The 18,108-nt window shown below is 71.6% G+C and carries 12 protein-coding genes and 1 pseudogene; 8 read left to right on the forward strand and 5 right to left on the reverse strand.

The genetic code is table 11. The features are described from left to right. Positions 1–578: 578 nt before the first annotated feature. The 7 genes from ACFVUH_RS20265 (at position 579) to ACFVUH_RS20295 (ending at position 13,113) form a co-directional block, all read left to right on the forward strand. Positions 579–3,221 carry a Helicase associated domain protein gene (locus tag ACFVUH_RS20265; RefSeq protein WP_387914709.1) on the forward strand — a complete coding sequence of 881 codons (2,643 nt, stop codon included), beginning with the start codon at positions 579–581 and terminating at the stop codon, positions 3,219–3,221. 621 nt (positions 3,222–3,842) lie between these two features. Beyond that, on the forward strand, positions 3,843–6,971 hold the full coding sequence (locus tag ACFVUH_RS20270; RefSeq protein WP_387914710.1) for a tetratricopeptide repeat protein: 3,129 nt from the start codon (positions 3,843–3,845) through the stop codon (positions 6,969–6,971). A 1,511-nt stretch (positions 6,972–8,482) separates the two neighbouring features. Continuing rightward, positions 8,483–9,871 (forward strand): Cys-Gln thioester bond-forming surface protein, encoded by a 1,389-nt coding sequence (locus tag ACFVUH_RS20275; protein ID WP_387914876.1) that lies wholly within the window; start codon positions 8,483–8,485, stop codon positions 9,869–9,871. 829 nt (positions 9,872–10,700) lie between these two features. Further along, positions 10,701–11,180 (forward strand): pentapeptide repeat-containing protein, encoded by a 480-nt coding sequence (locus ACFVUH_RS20280; protein ID WP_387914711.1) that lies wholly within the window; start codon positions 10,701–10,703, stop codon positions 11,178–11,180. A gap of 94 nt (positions 11,181–11,274) precedes the next feature. After that, positions 11,275–11,865 (forward strand): response regulator transcription factor, encoded by a 591-nt coding sequence (locus ACFVUH_RS20285; protein WP_387914712.1) that lies wholly within the window; start codon positions 11,275–11,277, stop codon positions 11,863–11,865. A 344-nt stretch (positions 11,866–12,209) separates the two neighbouring features. Further along, positions 12,210–12,527 carry a hypothetical protein gene (locus ACFVUH_RS20290; protein WP_387914714.1) on the forward strand — a complete coding sequence of 106 codons (318 nt, stop codon included), beginning with the start codon at positions 12,210–12,212 and terminating at the stop codon, positions 12,525–12,527. An 82-nt stretch (positions 12,528–12,609) separates the two neighbouring features. Further along, the gene (locus ACFVUH_RS20295; protein WP_387914715.1) at positions 12,610–13,113 is read left to right on the forward strand and encodes a hypothetical protein; all 504 of its coding nucleotides are present in this window, start codon (positions 12,610–12,612) and stop codon (positions 13,111–13,113) included. Between the two features lie 219 nt (positions 13,114–13,332). Here the strand turns inward: ACFVUH_RS20295 and ACFVUH_RS20300 are convergent, their stop codons facing one another. The 3 genes and pseudogenes from ACFVUH_RS20300 to ACFVUH_RS20310 form a co-directional block, all read right to left on the reverse strand. Beyond that, positions 13,333–14,130, reverse strand: a complete 798-nt coding sequence (locus ACFVUH_RS20300) for a GNAT family N-acetyltransferase (protein ID WP_387914717.1) — start codon at positions 14,128–14,130, stop codon at positions 13,333–13,335. 70 nt (positions 14,131–14,200) lie between these two features. Beyond that, a pseudogene (locus ACFVUH_RS20305) lies at positions 14,201–15,073 on the reverse strand (IS630 family transposase); the annotation flags it as partial. Positions 15,074–15,231: 158 nt separating this feature from the next. Continuing rightward, on the reverse strand, positions 15,232–15,750 hold the full coding sequence (locus tag ACFVUH_RS20310; protein ID WP_387914719.1) for a hypothetical protein: 519 nt from the start codon (positions 15,748–15,750) through the stop codon (positions 15,232–15,234). Between the two features lie 502 nt (positions 15,751–16,252). On the opposite strand from ACFVUH_RS20310, the gene ACFVUH_RS20315 reads away from it, so the two are divergent. Continuing rightward, entirely contained in the window at positions 16,253–16,720 is a 468-nt protein-coding gene (locus ACFVUH_RS20315; protein WP_387914720.1) for a hypothetical protein, read from the forward strand. A gap of 147 nt (positions 16,721–16,867) precedes the next feature. Here ACFVUH_RS20315 and ACFVUH_RS20320 read toward each other — a convergent pair whose 3' ends face one another. Next, complete coding sequence (locus ACFVUH_RS20320) at positions 16,868–17,182, reverse strand: hypothetical protein (protein ID WP_387914722.1); 315 nt, start codon at positions 17,180–17,182, stop codon at positions 16,868–16,870. 341 nt (positions 17,183–17,523) lie between these two features. Then, a complete protein-coding gene (gene tpg, locus ACFVUH_RS20325; protein ID WP_387914724.1) occupies positions 17,524–18,102 on the reverse strand; it encodes a telomere-protecting terminal protein Tpg in 579 nt (192 codons plus the stop codon). Positions 18,103–18,108 lie beyond the last annotated feature (6 nt).

Consider the following 18,108-nt stretch of genomic DNA (forward strand, 5'->3'; position numbering starts at 1 on the left):
TCAACTTCTTTCTGGTGGGTTGTTATATGTTTATACTCGTACGACCCCCCGAGGTTCGCGCCTGACCTTCGGTCAGGCGGCGGACCCGCTCCGCGTGTCCGCACCCGGGCTTCGCCCGGGTGGGCCCGGCGCTCCGCGCCTTGGCCGGCCTCACTCCGCTTCGCTCCATGAGGCCTGTGGGCTGAGGCCTAATCACATGGTTGAACTGGGTTTTTGGCTGAGCTTACAACAGGCTAACTGGGAGGAGGGGTAGCGCGCCGGGGGCGCGTGCGGGTCGGCTTCACTCCCGGCGGATTGGTCTAGTCCACGGTCTAGACCACTACTTCGGTCTCACGACGGGTCGGGGTGCGCTACCCTCAGAGGGTGAGCAGCGGTCTCCAGTGTATCAGTCTATGAGCGTCAGATGATCCCGCCGTGAGCGGGGTCCGGCCCCGTTTTTTTCGGGTGTTCGCCAGAATTCGCCACCGGGGACTGATATCCTGCCGGATAGTCGCTTCTGTCGCGCAGGTTTTCCGGTCGCCCCGATTCTCGGGGCGACCCGTCGAATGTATCAGTAGGGCACTGTCAGCATTTCCCGCGTGATCCCTTATGTGGGTCCGGGAATGGGTGAGGGGAGACACGTCTTCGTGAACGTCGTAAAGCCTGGTCTGAAGGCCGCTCAGTCCGCCGCCGGCATCTCGCTGCGCGGGCACCAGGAGGAGGCGCTGGAGGCCATCGTGCGGGGCCTGACGCCCCGTCCGGGGCATCCGGCGCCGCACGGGCTGCGGGTGACGGTGCAGATGGCCACCGGCTCCGGCAAGAGCTACGTCGGGGCGGCGGCCGGCCAGAAGCTGGTGCCCCGCGGCGTGGTCCTGGTGGTCGTGCCGACCCTGGACCTGCTGGTGCAGATGATCGGCGCCTGGCGGGCGGCTGGCCGGTCCGGGGACATGCACGCGATCTGCTCCCTGGTGGACCGTGAGCTGCCGTTCGGGGTGGTGGCGAGCACCAGTCCGCTGATGATCGGCAGGTGGCTGGAGCATGCCGCGAGGCACCGCCGGCCGACCACTCTGTTCGCCACCTACACCTCGGTCGGGGCGGTGAAGGACGCCTACGAGTACTGGGCGGAGCGCCAGGGCGAGGTGCTGCCGCCGCTGGGGCTGATGGTCTGTGACGAGGCGCACCGCTCCTCCGGCAGTGTCGAGAAGACGTGGACCGTGGTGCACGACCAGGGCGCGATCCCGGCGGAGCGCCGGCTCTACATGACGGCGACCCCCCGGATCTGGGCGCCGCCCAGGCGCCCGGTGAAGAACCGTGAGGGGGCCTACCAGCCGCTGCCAGAGGAGCTGGCGGTGTCCATGGACGACCAGCGGGTCTACGGCCCGCACGTGTACTCCCTGGGCTTGGCCGAGGCCATCGACCGCAAGCTGCTGGCGCCGTTCGAGATCGTGGTCCTGGAGTTGCGCGACCCGCTCGGCGACCGGGACAAGGCGGAGCAGCAGGGGGTTCCGTGGGGGCCGGGTGTCGGCGAGGCCGAGGACGGGAGCGAGGACGAGGTGCCAGCCGCACGGATCGCGGCCATCCAGGCCGGGCTGGTCAAGACCGTGGTCGAGCGGAGCCTGGAGCGGTGCATCACGTTCCACAGCCGCACGATCGAGGCCCGCTACTTCTCCGAGACGCTGAACCAGACCGTGGAGAAGCTGCACTTCGAGAACCCGCAGAAATACCCGCCGGAATTCTGGGCGCAGTGGCTCTCCGGTGAGCACGAGATCGACTACCGGAAGGAGCTGATCGGGGACTTCGGGAAGGGCGAGGAGGATGACGGTCTCAAGCACCGCGTCTTCAGCAACTGCAAAGTCCTGGGCGAAGGCGTCGACATGCCGAACGCTGATTCTATTCTTCTGCAAGGCCGGGGAAGCATGGTGGATATCGTCCAGGCCATCGGCCGGGCCCTGCGCATGCAGCCCGGAGAGGGAAAGACCGCGAGCCTGGTCGTGCCGGTCTTCCTGAAGCCGGGAGAGGAGCCCGGAGACATTCTGGAGTCCGATTCCTACGGTCCGTTGGTCAAGATCCTGACCGCTTTGCGCAGCCACGATGCCAAGGTGGTGGAGGCTCTTGCGGTGCCGCAGAAGTCCGGCAAGCGGACCAAGGGACGCAGCGCTGAGGCTGCTTCCGGTCCTGGTGAGAGCATGGTCGGTGCGGGTGGCGGGTCGGGGGCGTTCACGCTGCCGGTGCGGTTCCAGACGCCGGTGGACGAGAACGTGCTCGCGCTGTTCATCGCCTCCAGGGTCCTGGTCGGTGAGACGCAGTTGTGGCGTGAGGGGATCGGTCACGCGCGGCGGTGGTTCGAGGAGACCGGCGGCCTCGATGTCCCCTATTCCGCAATGGTCGGGGAGATGGGGAATTACCCGCTGGGAAAGTGGCTGTCGGACCGCCGTAGCCAGAATGCGAATGGTGAGCTGGCGCCATACCGGGTGGAGATGCTCGACGCGCTCGGCATGATCTGGTCCGTGAGCGACGCCCGGTTCGAGGCCGGCCTCGACTGGGCCCGGGTCTGGGCGAAGGGCCACGGCGGCTCTCTGGCGGCGCCGGCGCGAGCCTCGGTCGGCGGCTACGCCATCGGCACGTGGCTCTCGGAGCTGAGGGCCGCGGCGCAGGTGCCGGCGGGCGAGCAGGGGGCACTGGCGCCGGAGCGGCGGCGGGCGCTGGAGGAGATCGACCCGTGGTGGTGCCCTGCCTGGCCGGTCACCTGGCAGCGCGCCTACGCCACCGCCCGCATGTGGTGGCTGGACACCGACGGCCAGGTCAACTGGACCGCCCTGCCCCTGGACACGGTGTTCGAGGGCGAGCAGCTCGGCCGCTGGGTGCAGGCGCAGCGGGCCGGCTGGCCAGACCTGGAGGAGGACCAGCGGGACCTGCTGACCGCGATCGGCATCGAGGCCGACCCGGAGCTCGTCGCGGCGAAGGCCGCAGCCGAGGCGAAGCCGACCGTGTCCCGCACCAACCGGTTCGCCCAGGGCCTGGCCGCGCTCGCCCAGTTCGTCGAGCGGGAACGCCACCCCCGGGTGCCCCGCCCGCACAAGGAGCAGGTTGAGGCCGTGGAGGCCGGCCCCGGAGGGGAGGAGCGGGTGGTGGTGTCGCACTTCGCGCTGGGCACCTGGCTCAACAACCAGAAGGCCCGCCGGGCGAAGCTCACACCGGGACAGCTCGCGCAGCTCGCCGAGCACGGCGTCGAGTGGGCGTAGACAGGCCCCGGGTGCCGGGGTCCCGCGAAGCCCTGCGAGGCTCTTCCGCCTGCGCCCGGGGTGGGGGATCGGCTGCGTCCGCGGGTCCCGGCTGTGTGCCAGCCGCCGGGAGCCTGTCTGCGGCGCCGCTGCCGGGCTGGTGCCACGGGGGCGGTCGGAGGCAGCGGCAGGACCAGGTCGCCGGGAGGCCAGCTCGGCTCCTGGCGGACGGCCGCGCGCCGGGGCCGCCGCAGTGTGTCACCCCGGCCGCCACCGCAGCGGGCCGGTTGGTGCTGCCGGAGTAGCGCCCCGGGCAGCCGCGACATCGCCGGCGGCCTCGCGGAGTGCGGGCAACACGCTCCGAGCGCCGGGGTTCGGGGTTCGGTGTTTGCCCTGCGCGGGTGGGCGGCGGGTGGAAGAATCCCCTCCACGCGCGGGGGTAGTCCCGCGCACGCGGGGCGGGACAGCGAGGCGGGGGCGCGGGATGCGTCGAGAAGCACGGACACAAGCGGCCGGACCGCACCCGGCAGCCGAAACGGGCCCCGGGGCGGTGGTGGTCCCGCCGGCGGCGAAGGGCGCGACCCCGGCCGCGAGGCCCGGTGGAGACCAGCGTCCGGCCGTCGGCCCGCGACGGAGCAGGCCATGACCCCGTCCCCCGGTGCCGAGACCGAGCCGCCCGCCGAGAACGAACGTCGCACCGCACCGGCCGCTCCCGGCTCGGCCGGGGACAGCGAACCCGGCGGCATCCGTGCAACCGGCACGACCAGGCAGAGCGGGGGCAGGGACGTGGCCGGCGAGGTGTCGAACCGGGTAGAGGGCAGCACGGTCGGCGGGAGCGTGTTCCAGGTCGGCGGGGTCGGCGGCGACCTGACCGTCCACCAGGTCCACCACCACGCGGCGCCCGCCCCGGAGGTGCGATGGCCGGTCCTCCTCGGTCCGGTCCCGAACCTGGCCGGGCACTTCCAGAACCGCCCCGAGACCGCGATGCTTCACGCCGCGCTCGCCGATGGTGGTGCGAGGACCGCGGTGCTGGGGCAGGTCGTCACCGGCACTGGCGGTGTCGGCAAGACCCAGCTCGCCGCCCACCATGCCCACCAGACCTGGCAGGTATCCCTCACCGCCAGCGAGGCTGGTACGGCCAGCAAGGCCAGTGTTGCCGGTGCGGCCGGCGGCGGCCCGGCAGCGGAGGCTGCCGCTGCAGGGCCCGGGCCGGTGGGTCCGGGCGGCCCTTCCCCCGCTGGCCCCCCGCGCGGCGTGAGCCCCGCCGGGGCCGTCGGGGGCGTCGGGGCCGGCAGTGCGGCGGAGGCGCTGCCGGTGACGGTGGATCTGGTGGTGTGGGTGAACGCCACCACCGCCGGGGCCGTCACCGCCGCGTACGCCCAGGCCGCCCGCGAGGTGGTGCCCGGCCGGTACGACGGGCAGGACGCCGAGGAGGCGGCCCTCGGTTTCCTCGGCTGGCTGCGCGGCAGTGGACGGCGGTGGCTGATCGTCCTGGACAACGTTCCCGACCCTGCCGCGCTGACCGGGCTGTGGCCGCCCGAGGTGCCCGCGGGGCGGACGGTGGTCACCACCCGCAGCCGCCATGCCGCCTGGACCACCTCCACCCGCACCCTCCTCCAGGTCGCCGTCTACACCCCAGTCCAGTCCCTCGCCTACCTCCGCTCCGCCCTCGACCACCCCGACCGCGCCCACCTGCACGACAGCGACGAGCACCTCGCCGCGCTGGCCGCAGACCTCGGGCACCTGCCCATCGCGCTCGCCCAAGCCGCCGCGTACCTCACCGACACCGCCCGCACCATCGACCGCTACCGCACGCTGCTCGCCGACCGGACCCGCGCCCTGCGCCAGAGCCTGCCCGACCAGACCGGTCTGCCCGACCAGCAGCACCTGGCCGTCGCCGCCCTGTGGGACATCTCCATCGAACAAGCCGACCGCACCCGCCCCGAAGGCCTCGCCCGGCCCCTCCTCGAACTCATCGCCGTCCTCGACCCCGACCAGATCCCCGACACCGTCCTCACCACCAAGGCCACCCGCACCCACCTCACCCACACCACACGGCCGAACGCCCCCGGCAGCGGGCCCGGCGGCGAGGCCCGGCCATCGGCAAGCGGCACTTCGACGGCGCCAAGCGGGGAACACGCGGCCGAGGAGACCGGACCCGAGCCCGTCGACGTCGCGGACGCCGAGGACGCCCTACGCGTCCTGGACCGCCTCAACCTCCTCGACCACACCCCCGCCCCGCCCGGCGCCGGGCGGGAGGAGCGCCCCAGCAGCGACCAGGGCAGCGACGGCCGGGGCGGCGGTAGGTGGGGGACGGTCCACGTCCACCGCCTCGTCCAGCACGCCGTTCGCGACACCCCGACCGCCCGCGCACAGCGCGGCCCCCTCGTGCGCGCCGCGGCCGACGCCCTGCTGGAAGCCTGGCCCGCCGCAGACCACCACGACCGGGCCCTCGCCGCCGCCCTGCGCACCAACACCACTGTTCTCACCACCCACGCCGACGACCACCTCTGGCACCCTGACAGGCACGACCTGCTCGACCGGGCGGGCACCAGCCTCCTCGACGCCGGCCTCCACCAGGCCGCCACCACTCACTGGCGGCACCTCACCACCACTGCCGAACGCCACCTCGGCCACGACCACCCCGACACCCTCACCACCCGCGCCAACCTCGCCCACTCCTACTACGCGGCGGGGCGCACCGCAGAAGCGATCGCCATCGAGGAACAGGTCCTCACCGACCGCGAGCGGATCCTCGGCCACGACCACCCCGACACCCTGGGTGCCCGCAACAACCTCGCCGTCTCCTACCACCAGGCGGGGCGCACCGCAGAAGCGATCGCCATCGAGGAGCAGGTCCTCACCGACGCTGAGCGCCTCCTCGGTGCCGAGCACCCCCACACCCTGAGCGCCCGGACCAACCTCGCCGCCTCCTACCGGCAGGCGGGGCGCACCGCAGAAGCCATCGCCATCGAGGAACAGGTGGCCGCCGACCGCGAACGCCTCCTCGGCCACGACCACCCCGACACCCTCACCGCCCGCAGCAACCTCGCCACCTCCTACCGGCAGGCGGAGCGCACCGCAGAGGCGACCGGCATCGGGGAACAGGTGGTCGCCGACTTCGAGCGCGTCCTCGGCCACGACCACCCCAACACCCTCACCGCCCGCGCCAACCTCGCCACCTCTTACTACGAGGCGGGGCACACCGAAAAGGCCATCGCCATCGAGGAACAGGTCCTCACCGACCGCGAGCGGATCCTCGGCCACGACCACCCCGACACCCTGGGTGCCCGCAACAACCTCGCCGTCTCCTACCACCAGGCGGGGCGCACCGCAGAAGCGATCGCCATCGAGGAGCAGGTCCTCACCGACGCTGAGCGCCTCCTCGGTGCCGAGCACCCCCACACCCTGAGCGCCCGGACCAACCTCGCCGCCTCCTACCGGCAGGCGGGGCGCACCGCAGAAGCCATCGCCATCGAGGAACAGGTGGCCGCCGACCGCGAACGCCTCCTCGGCCACGACCACCCCGACACCCTCACCGCCCGCAGCAACCTCGCCACCGCCTACCGGCGGGCGGGGCGCATCGCGGAGGCGATCGCCCTGCTGGAGCGGGTGATCGCCGACCGCGAACGAATCCTCGGCCACGACCACCCCGACACCTTGGGCGCCCACGTCCATCTCGCCTTCTCCTACTACGAGGCCGGGGCGCACCGAGGCGGCCATCGCCCTGCTGAAGCGGGTGACCACCGACCGCGAACGAATCCTCGGTGAAGACCACCCCGACACCTTGGCTGCTGTGGAGGTGCTTCGGCGCTGGCGTACGGACTGACGCCGGTGGCGGCCCGAGGTTCCCGCCACCAGGGACGGGACCGAGGGCCGGGCGCAGACCTGCGGAGACCCGGGCCAGCGGCATCCGCAGGAGGCTGCCGTGTTCTGCGGCAACGGCGCAGCGGAGGGAGTGCTGGTCCGGGGTGTCGGGGGGCGGGCTTTGCCCGGCTGGCGGCCTCGGGGCGGGGCCGGGGATGGGAGGCATGGTCGCGGGTGCCTGGGGCAGCAGGGCGGGCTGACGCGGGGGTTCCCGGACCGGTGCCGGCGATCACCATGCGGGCCGAGGGCCGAGGGGCGCCAGAGCAGCGGGTGAGCCGGAGGCATTAGGCGCCCCCGGGCAGCGGGCCGCGTTGGGTGGGCGCGCCGCTCCGGCGGCCCCGGGGCGCCGGAGCGGCGCGCCCACCGGATCCCGCCCGGGCGGCGCTGTGGGTGCGGGGCTTGACCCAGCACCAGCAGCACGGGCGGCGGTTCCCGCGCTGAAGGACTCTGGCGGCGCCCTCCCCGGCCGCGGGAGCCCCCGCCGCACCGGGCCGCTGACGGCTGCGTGCCGGCCAGCAGCGGTCGCCGGCGCCGCCCACGGACGCTGACGACTGCCTGCCGGCCAGCCGCGAGCGCCCGGGCGTCGCTGACGGCCGCGGCCGGTCCGCCACGCCGAACACCCCCCGCTGCTGCGGCACCCAGCAGCGCCGGTGCTGCAGCACAGCAGCGACACCTTCGTGCAGCACAACGGCGACATCTTCGTGCAGCGCACCGCGACACCGTGCTGCAGTCCCGGGCAAGGCCCCAGCTCAGCAGCCGAGCGGCACGGGTGAAGCACTGGCAGGACGACACCGCGCTGCACCCGGCACTGCCCCGCCTGCGGCCACACGCACAGAGGAATGAGCAACCCCGTGTCAGCCACGGTCCCGGTGTGCTAGACGCAATCCGCAAGCCATGACAGCCACGATGAACGCCCCATCGACGTAGAAACCGAGATCAGGAGCCCTTTTCCTCTCGACCAACACGCTGCCGCCCAACCCACCCACTCACACTCGTCGACCGTCAGGAGGCGGCGCGGGCCCGTTCCGTACCTGGCGGCCGTGGCCAGTCCGAGGTGCGGGGATCGACCGCCGCCGTCCAAGCGTGTCCTATGAAGCCTTGAGAAGCCGGATCGATATCGTGTTCGCAGGAGCCGATGGCATGGGCCCTTCGATTGCTAGGCGCCCGCCAGCGTTTGCCCTGCCGCGACGCCTGGTCCGCATATCTGCCGCGTTGGCGAACCACCCGAGTACGTCCAGCACGAGGGCGGTCCGCTGCCTTGCAGTTGCACGTACCAGGCGTCGCGGCAGGGCAAGTGTTGGCGGGCGCGGCACTGATGACATGCCGACGTGGCTCTCCGTGGAACGAAAGGACTGGCCGTGAGGATAGCGAGTAGGGCACTGGGGCGATCGAGGCGGGTGGTGCGTGCGGTGACGATGGGTCTCCTCGCGTCCGTCGTGCTCTTCGCGCCTGGAACGGCTGCGGCGTTCGCTGACGTTGCCGCGTCTCCGCAGAATGGCGGCACGGTGTACATCGGTGCCCGAGAGGGATACGGCGGCACCGGACTCTTCCCCGTCTACGCACATGCGCCGGCGGACCCCGGCAAGCCGGGTGCGCCGGATCTCTGGGCGTACTGCATCGAGCATGACGTGCACGCACTGACGGGAATCAACGGCACGGTGGGCGATCTCGGGAGCTATCTCGGAGCCAACCGTTTCACCGATCCGACGGTCCAGAGCAAGGTCCTGTGGGTGCTGGCGCACAGCTATCCCGCCCTGAGCCTCGAAGAGTTCGGAACCGCGGCAGGAGTGCCCGGGATCTCACGCAATGACGCGATCGAGGCGACGCAGTACGCGATCTGGCGGTACACCGAGCTCGACCACGACGGGGCCTGGCCTTGGGAGAACGCCGACTCGAAAACCGCCTACTACCACCTCCTCGCCGGTGCGAACGCGAGCACGGGAATGACGCCGGCGGAAGCCGCGACCACGATCTCGATCTCCGCGCCGAGCACCCCGCAGGACGCCGGAACGATCGTCGGCCCGTTCGTTGTGACGACCAATCGACCCACGGTGAGCGTCTCCGTCGACCCCGCGGCGACGCTGACCGATGCGAATGGGGCTGTTCTCGACCCGACTTCCATCGTTGACGGCCAGGCCCTGTACCTCGATCTCCGAGGCACGAGCGAGTCCGGGACCGCAACGATCACGGCGACGGCCGCGGGTTCGACGCTCAGCGGCCACGTCGTCTCGGTTCCCACCGCGCCCGGAGGCACGCCCACCGCGGCGAACCACGCTCAGTCGATCGTCCTCGTGGCGCCGAGCGGGGCCACGAGGAGTGCCGAGGCCGTCGCGCGGTGGAACACCACCGGCGGGGCGACTCCCTCCGCCAGCCCGAGCGTCTCGGTCTCGCCCACCGGCGGGGCGACCTCCTCCGCCAGCCCGAGCGTGTCGGCCTCGCCCACCAGCGGGGCAACGTCCTCCGCCACCCCGAGCGTGTCGGCCTCGCCCACCAACGGGGCAACGTCCTCCGCCACCCCGAGCGTGTCGGCCTCGCCCACCAACGGCACCACCGGCGGGAGCGCAACGGGTTCCACCACCGGCGGGGCGACCTCCTCCGCCAGCCCGAGCGTGTCCCTCTCGCCCACCAGCGGGGCAACGTCCTCCGCCACCCCGAGCGTGTCGGCCTCGCCCACGCCCGGTGGCGCACTGGCCAAGACCGGCAGCAGCGGCGCTGGTGTGATCACGGGTATCGCCGCCGCGCTCGTGGTGGTCGGTGGTGGCGTCCTGTTCACCGTCCGCCGTCGGCGTTCCGCCCGGCACTGACCCAGCCCCGCAGGCCCGCGGCTTCGCACTGCGCGAAGCCGCGGGCCTGTCGCGTGTGCGGGACTGACCGGTCAGCCGGTGTTGCGCAGGAACGGCACGGCAGCGGCTCCGGTGATCGGGACGATGTTGGTCGACGCCGTCGATGCGGAGAGACCAATTCCAGGACGCGATCCCACGCCTGCCGCCATTCCGGCGATCCATCAGCCGCCGATCCCGTAGTACGTCCAGCAGTAGCGTCGCGCCCGCGCCGGAGGCGAGGCGGGAGCACCACGACGAGTGCGACAAGGAGCTGTACGAGGGTGGTACCTGCACCTGCGGGTGGCGGCCTTTCGGCTCCTGCCGTGCGGTCGCCAGCATCGACGAGAGGCTTGCCCCGTTGGCAGCACCAACGCCGATGCGTCAGGCCGGAGAGATCCCCAACCCCGCGAGGCCCAGGTCACCAGCTGAAGGGACAGGTCACAAAGCTCAGGGGGCGGCTGCTTCGGTCGGAGCAGACGATCGGCGGCCGCCGGCTGCACCCGCGGGACCTGGACGCCTACGCCACCATCGCCTACGAGGTGGCCGACCTCCACCAGGACGACGACGAGGACGGCTACGACAACGACGACGACCAAGGGCGAGGTGCCCGGGCGAATCGCCGAGCACGGGGTGGAGTGGACGTGAACAGAGCCAGGTCCGGCCCGGTCCGGCCCGGCGGTAGCTGTCGCGGCCCGCCTCAGGAGCGTGCCTAGGACACGTTTTCCGGGTCGGTGGCGGGGTTCTACACCAGCTCTGTCACAGCTTGCGTATCTCCTCCATGCGTGGACTGGGCAGCCGTTAGAAACCGTTCATGAACGCCGCATCCAACATCACCGCGCCATCCTGGGATCATTGCGGACAAGGGGTCACCGCCGCTGACCTAGTGGGTTGCCGGGGTATTCGTGTCGGGTCAGACGGTCGGTGCCTTGCCCATCTTCCGGATTCGGACCCCGTCGCTTACCTAGCCGCGCTCGCGCCCGGTAGCGACCTCGACCTGCGTGGCGCCACCATCGACGAAACCCTGCTGTCCAGCATCCGCGCCGCCTGCACCGACCGTTCGACGACAAATCCCCGCTTCGGTCGGACGGACTTCACCGAGAGCACCTTCACCGGCGATGCCCGGTTCTACTCGGCCACCTTCACCGGCGACGCCAAGTTCGAATCGGCCACCTTCACCGGCGACGCCAAGTTCGAATCGGCCACCTTCACCGGCGACGCCGAGTTCCACGCGGTCGACTTCACCGGACGCGCGGAGTTCGACTCGCCTACATCCAGATCACCCGTGGCCTGATCGGCCTCGCCGCGGGCCATTTCGCCGAGGCGTTCTCCTGCGTCCGGCGGGTGTTCGACCCCGCCGACCCCTCCTACCACCCGTCATGCAGACCATGGCCATCACCGAACTGGCCGAGGCCGCCACCGGCGACGACCAGCGCGCCACAGCGAAGGCCGCCCTCCAACAACTCCTCACGTCCGCCGGGACGAGCGAGGTCCAGATGATCCGGGTGAGTCTGGGATTCGCCCAGGCGCTGCTCGCCGACGACGAACACGCCGAAGAACACTACCGGTCGGCGTTCGACCTGGACATGTCCCGTACACCCTTCGTCCGCGCCCGGCTCATGCTCGCCTACGGCACCTGGCTGCGCCGGCGCCGCCGGGTGATGGAGGCCCGCACTCCGCTGCGGATCGCCCGGGACTCCTTCGCCGCCATGGGCGTGGAACCCTGGCGCGAGCGCGCGGCCCAGGAACTCCGTTCCGCCGGCGAGGGCAGCACGAGCCAGGGCCGCCCCGACCGGGACCTCCTCACACCCCAGGAGGTCCAGATCGCCCAGCTGGCGGTACAGGGACTCTCCAACAAAGAGATAGGCCGGCAGCTGCACCTGTCACCCCGGACGATCGGCACACACCTGTACCGGATCTTCCCGAAACTCGGAATCACCTCCCGCAGCCAGCTGAGCGAAAAGCTGGACACACACTGAACACGACCCGCCCGACAGGCACGGGCCCCGCCCGAGACGTTCCGGCCATACACCGCGACAGGACACCCCTCGACCAACGTCTCGAACCAGCCCGTCCAGCGCCTCCTGCACCAGGCGGGCTGGCATCCGGTCGGGCTGATCAACGGCCTGGACGAGGGGGATCCCGAACTCTTCTTCCGCTGCCCCCGGCCACCAGGCGGAAGCAGCGCCCGCTGACCACCGGGACCGCAGCCGACCAAGCCCAACGAGCACAGGTCCGCGAAAGCCCCGACAGAGCACACGCCAACGAGCGGGGCAGCGTCGAGGACCGGGTTGCGGTACGCCGGGCGGAGCCCGTCCCATCCTTGAACAACGCCAACACGAACAGGCCGGCCAACAGGTCCTGCGACGACGTCAGGGGCACCAGCGGCTTCAGAACGGCGGCGAGCCTGTCGGGCGGCACGCCGGAAGCCACCGCCAGGGCGATCGTCTCAGCTAGCTCGCTGTCGGCCGCGCGGACAGCGGCGACGGCCTGGTCGCGCTCCCCCACGACGAAGACGAGCGCCATCGGCGCCGAGCTGCACGCCCACGCGCACTGGGCCGAGGCCGGCAACCGCCACGAGGCCCTCATGCGGCTGAAGCAGGCCACCCGGCCGGACGCAGCGCAGGAACAGGCGGCCTGACAGCGGACTCACCGCCCACCGGACCTCGCGGAGTCTGCGAATTCGCTGGCACCGGCGCGGGCTGGGCCGCGAGACTGCGCGGATGGACACCCTGCCGCCCCTGCCCGGACCACTCCCCTGGCCGGTGCCGGACTCCCGCACACGCCTGTTTGTCGGCCACTACTCGGACATGCACAGCCTGGTCGCCGCGCTGGTCCTGCCTGAGCACGCGCCCGCCTACGTGGTCAGCGTGCTGGAGACCTCCCACGAGCAGATCCGACACTCGTACTACCGATACAAGTCCACCACCGTCGCCGTCGCGCACTCGCTGTTCGCCCTGGAACACGCCCTGGCCGAACACCTCGGCAGGAGAAGGAAGACGATGCAGCAGCTCATCGACCATCTCGGCGGCCTACAGCGGCAGGTGCGGGCGGCCGAGCAGCACGGTGAGCACCGCACCGTCCTGACCGCCGGGATCCTGGCGGTGTCGGCCCACCAACGCCAGCGCAGCGTGCGAGCGGCACAGCGGCCGGGTCCCCGGGGAAGCAAGGGGGGTGTTCCGCGACTCCCGGCCGGTGGGAGACCAACCGCCCTGGGGAGGACATAGCGCGGCTGCACTGCTCGGGGGCCCGGCCTCGCGGGCCGAGGCCCGGCGGCTGACCGGGGAACTGCGCACCGCGATCGAGGAGGGCCTCTCCGCTGTCCTGGGCCGCTGCTCAACCTGCCCAGGCCATCGAGGACGTCGTCGGCAGGAAGGTCCGCCGTACATGGCTGGTGCTGTGACCGAGAAGGTTCACCGGGTGTGCCCGATGGCAGCGTTGCCGCGCTACGCTCCGCGGTCGTTGCGCTGGGGCGGGTAGACGTATGGAGTCGTGGTGCTCAGGATGGCGAACCCGAGTCGTTGCAGAATGGGGCGGCTCTGGTCGGTTGCGTCGACCTGGAGGTAGCGGTAGCCGAGGCCGGCGGCGATCCGGGCGCGATGGGCGACCAAGGCCCGGTAGATACCCCGGCCTCGCCAGGCGGTCACAGTGCCGCCGCCCCAAAGGCCGGCGAACTCCGTGCCCGGGTTCAGTTCCATCCGCGCCGAGCAGACGGGCAGGTCGCCGGCCATCGCCACGACCATGCTGACCGTTTCCGAGTCCTGGGTCAGTTGGGCGAGCAGCCGCTGCCGCAGACCGGCGCCGCTGGTGCCGAAGGCCTGCTCGTGGACGTCCACCACGAGATCCACTCCCGCGGGATCGGTCACCGAGAGCAGGCGGACGTCCTCGGGCAGCGCGATGTCGGCCGGCAGATCCTGGATCCGGGCGACCATCACCGCTTCCTCGGGCTCGGCTGTGAACCCGGCCGACCGCAGCCGCCTCCCGAGATCGCCGGGCCGGTCGTGGGCGTATGCCTTCCACTCGAACTCGCGCCCCAGCGTGCCGAAGTAGCGCACCTGTGCCGCGATCGCCGCATCCGCCGTGGCATCGTCGAGGTCCGACCAGAGGACGCCGTTCCAGTCGTGATCCTCGCCGACCTGCCGCACGACGTCGCCGTCACGCTCGACGCGGGCTCCGGCACCGTCGGGCTGCGCGTCGCGCCTCATCTGGCGGTCGAACAGGGCGAGCACTTCTTCGTGATCCATCCGCCCACTCCAGCATGAGGTGGGCGGCCTCGCCATTGCGTTTTGTCCTGTTCCTCGCAGACGTGACTGATCACGCGGCACGTGTCGGGAGACGGCCGCCCCAGCGGATGCCTTTCTCGCTGCGGATACGGGCGCGTTCGCGGCGCTGGGCGGCCAGGACGTCGGGGTGGCGGGCGTTGGCGTTGCGCCGGCGCAGGTAAGCGTGCAGTTCGCGGGTCTGGACCGTGTGGTTGGGGTGATGGGAGTTGGCGAGGGTGAACTGCCGCAGTGGTCCGAAGTGGGCCTCGATCGGGTTGGCCCAGGAGGCGTTGGTCGGGATGAAGCGGAGGTGGACGTTGTTGTCCTTCGCCCAGCGGAGGATCTTCTTGCCGTTGTGGGCGGAGAGGTTGTCCAGGATCACGTAGATGGGGGCGCCGTCCCGGCGGGCGGCGCGGATCGACTTGAGTGCGGCCAGGGTGTTCGCGGTGCCCTTGCGGCGGCGGTTGACGCCCGACAGGGTGTCGTCGCCGATGGAGTAGCAGCCGTGGAAGTACGTGACGCCGTGGGTCCGCTTGTAGGTCGCGGGCAGCCGGTTCGGCTTGCCTTGTTCGGCCCAGCGGCTGCCCGCGGTGGTCCGGATACCGAGCGGGCCGAACTCGTCGAACGCGAAGGTGCGGTCCGGGAAGCGGTCCAGGACGTGTTCGATCCGATCGAGCTTGACGTCGTACTCGGGGTCGGTGGACTCCTTCCACGTCTTGGTGCGCTGGAAGGTGACACCACGCCGGGTGAGCAGGCAGCGCAGGGCCTCACGGCCGATCCGGATCACCTGGCCGTGAACCCGACGCAGGTAGGCCAGCAGTTTGCGGATGGACCAGCGGGTGAAAGGCTGCCCGAGCTTGGCCGGGCGGGTGGTGGCCGTCTGAACGACGAAGTCCTCGTCGTCAGGACTGAGCAGGCGGGGACGAGGCGCCCGCCGACGCCCTGCTGGCGGACCGGCTGCCGGCGGCGGGCGCCGACGACGATACGGCCCTCGTCGTCGTCCCGCTGTAGGAGCCTGTCCGCCGGCGTCCGGCGCCCCGGGACGCAGGACGCAGGACGTGACAGGTTCGCGGGCCCGCGGGCCTATTCAGGCGCCTCGATCGTCACCGGCTTGCCCAGGTCGTAGAAGTGCTGCGTGGTCGTGCTCAGCATGCCGCCCGTCCGGGATTCGGCCTGGCTGCCGTAGGGCGTGAAGTCGTCCCCGAACCAGAGAATGTGTTCCCGCACGGCCGTGCCCAGGAACGTGTACGGCTTCTTGTTCACGATCCGCCACGCTGTGACGTCCTCCCCGTTCTCCAGGGAGATCACAGGCCGCTCCTGCTCGACGGTCCACTCCGGCGCCGACGCGACCATCTGGGCCGTCACCTCCGGATCGGCGAGCGCGCGGTAGAGCTTCCCCGTGGCAGCCACGATCTGCTCCTGCGGGTCACTGCTGTTCTTGTCCCCCTTGACCCACTTGCCGAGCCCTGGTGTCTTGATCCACTCGTCCTCGCCCTTGAAGACGTACGCCTTCTCCCCCTCCGGCCCCGTCATCGAGCCGGCCAGCGCGGGATCGTCCCCGAAGACGAACCGCGAGGTCCCCGCCTCGTCCCCCGACTGCACGGACTCCGTTCCCGATCCGTATGCCTTCAGGGCGGCCACCAGACACTTCGACAGGGCCGAACCGGCGAAGGTCGTACCGCCCTTGAGCTGAAGACCGTCGCACTCGGCCGGGGTGGCGAAGGCAGGGGACGACTCCTTCGGGCCGGCGCTCCCCTGCGCGGGCCGGCCGGACGACGACTCCGGACGCGTCGGCTCGGCCGACCCGTCCGACGAGGAGCAGCCAGCCAGGAGCCCGACTGTGAGGAGGGCTCCTATGTACATGTGGGGGCGCAGACGTCCAGGTCTCATGCTGTTCGAACTCCACTGGTCGCGGACGGCCCGCGACCTGCGGACCGTCTCATGGGCTCTCGCAAATGAATCCACGGCCCCGCACCGCTGCTCGTGGAGGTGCTCGCTCCACGGAACGCGGGTGCGGGCCCTGGAATCCTAACGGCCGGGACAGACAAACCATTTCACGTGCCGATCCGGCAGATCGGACCGCCGAGTGCGGCGGGAGGCGGCGGTGAGCGAGGCCGGGGATGGCGGGAGCCGGGCGGACGAGCCGGACGAGGCGCACCGCCGGCCGGCGGGGGTGGACGACGCGACCGTCGAGGCGCTGGGGATGCTGTCGAAGGCGCTGGAGTACACCGAGCGGGCCCGCGGCCGCCTGTACGCGGTGCACCAGATGACCGGCGGCGCCGACCGGATGCTCGCCGAGGCGGTGGGGACGCTGCGCCGGGCCGGGCACGGGGAGCAGGCCGACGGGGTCGAGCGGGAGCTCCTCGGCCGGGACGTCGTCCCGGGGATGTGGACCCACCAGCTGATCGAGGCGTACGACGAGACCTATTACCGGGTGTTCACCGCCGTGGAGGAGCGGGTCCGCCAGGACCTGGCCGCGGGGCGTCAGCAGGTGGCCGAGGCCGAGATGCAGCACGCCGCGCGTTCCCGCCGCCGCAGGCCCACGCGCGGCCGTTCTCTTCGCGGCCGGTGACGACCTGGGCGACGTAGCGGTGGTGCGGCAGGTGTTCCCCGCTCAGTGCCTTGAGCTTGGGCATGGTGCGCTCCCTTCGACGGCCGGGCGTCTCCCGGCCTGCCGGACCAGCTTCGGGCGGGTGGCCTGTGGACAGAGTCGGCCGCTCTACAGGTGCGGGCCGATCGCCGGCACGGTGACCGCCGCGTGCTCCTGGCCGTGGTCGTCGGCGGCCGGCCCCCAGCTCCACCACACCCGCCAGGCCCCGGCGCCCTGGTCGACGTACGACGTCCACGCCCGGGCGGTCCGGTGGCCGGGCATCTCCGGGAAGCGGTGGAAGCAGAGGCCGGGGTGGCGCGGGTCGGCGGCCAGGCGCTCCAGGGCGCGGCGGACCCGGCGCAGCCGGGCGCGGTCGGCGCGGCGGCCGCGCTCCAGGCGGGTCAGGGTGCGGGCGGCGGCGGGGGCGTAGTGGAGCGTCGGCAACGCAGGTCTCCTTCGCTGCGGGGCATGGAGAAGGGCCCGCCCCCGGTATGGGGCAGGCCCTCGGTGGGCGGGCGGGCGGCGGGCAGAGTCAGCCGGTAGGAGCGGCGGCCCGGTCGGCGGCCGCGGTGCACTCGGCGTCGACCTGGTCGGCGTCGCGGCGAGCGCGGCCGCGAACGAGCGCCGAGCTCGCCCGCGCTTCCGGTGGCGCGGGCCGGTGGTCGTCCGGTTCTCCGAATTTCTCCGGTGAATTCACGCGATGGGTTGCAGAAATAGAAAAGTCCCGACCGCCGGAAGGCGGTCGGGACTTTTCTTTCAGCGACACGAGGGGTGCCGGGGCCGGTCTACAGCTCCAGGTCCATCCAGGCGATGTCGTTGAGTTCGACGTCGAGCCCTTGGGCGCGACGGCCGCCGTCCTTGAAGTACTCCTCGCGCAGGGCCTCGGCGAGGATGCGCTCCTGCTGGGCCTGGGTGGCTCCGGCGTCGCGGGCCTCGTACAGGGCGCTGGCGACGGAGCCGGGCATCTTCTGGGTGATCATCCGGGGGCGGGGGTCGTCGGTGGTACCGCCGGCCGCGCTGTAACCGAAGGTCGCCTGGATGTGGAGCATGAAGCCGCGCTGCTCGGCGTCACGGCGCACCCGCTTCTTCACCCGCGGCTGCCAGGCGGCGCGCACGGCTTGCTCGACCTTGGCCGCGTTCGCCTTGGCCATCGGGATGTCGCCCTTCAGCTCGCCCTCGGCGGCGGCTTTGAGGGCGTGCACCCAGCGCTGCGCGGTGCGCACCGAGACGCCGGCCGCGCGGGCGAGCCGGGCGGTGTCCGCCTTGGCGACCTTCTCCCACAGGAAGCGCACGCGGGTGTTCAGGTGCACCGGGATGGGGCGGGTGCGCTCGGCGCGCTCCAGGCCCTCGTCGATCTCCCCCACGGGGCA

Source organism: Kitasatospora sp. NPDC058032 (assembly GCF_042885845.1).
Lineage (GTDB): Bacteria > Actinomycetota > Actinomycetes > Streptomycetales > Streptomycetaceae > Kitasatospora.

What these genes read in the sequence shown, in the direction of transcription:
- ACFVUH_RS20280 (WP_387914711.1), top strand. Translation starts at nt 10,701, where the DNA reads ATGAACGCCGCATCCAACATCACCGCGCCATCCTGGGATCATTGCGGA.
- ACFVUH_RS20275 (WP_387914876.1), top strand. Translation starts at nt 8,483, where the DNA reads ATGGGTCTCCTCGCGTCCGTCGTGCTCTTCGCGCCTGGAACGGCTGCG.
- ACFVUH_RS20300 (WP_387914717.1), bottom strand. Translation starts at nt 14,130, where the DNA reads ATGGATCACGAAGAAGTGCTCGCCCTGTTCGACCGCCAGATGAGGCGC.
- ACFVUH_RS20285 (WP_387914712.1), top strand. Translation starts at nt 11,275, where the DNA reads ATGGCCATCACCGAACTGGCCGAGGCCGCCACCGGCGACGACCAGCGC.
- ACFVUH_RS20270 (WP_387914710.1), top strand. Translation starts at nt 3,843, where the DNA reads ATGACCCCGTCCCCCGGTGCCGAGACCGAGCCGCCCGCCGAGAACGAA.
- ACFVUH_RS20295 (WP_387914715.1), top strand. Translation starts at nt 12,610, where the DNA reads ATGGACACCCTGCCGCCCCTGCCCGGACCACTCCCCTGGCCGGTGCCG.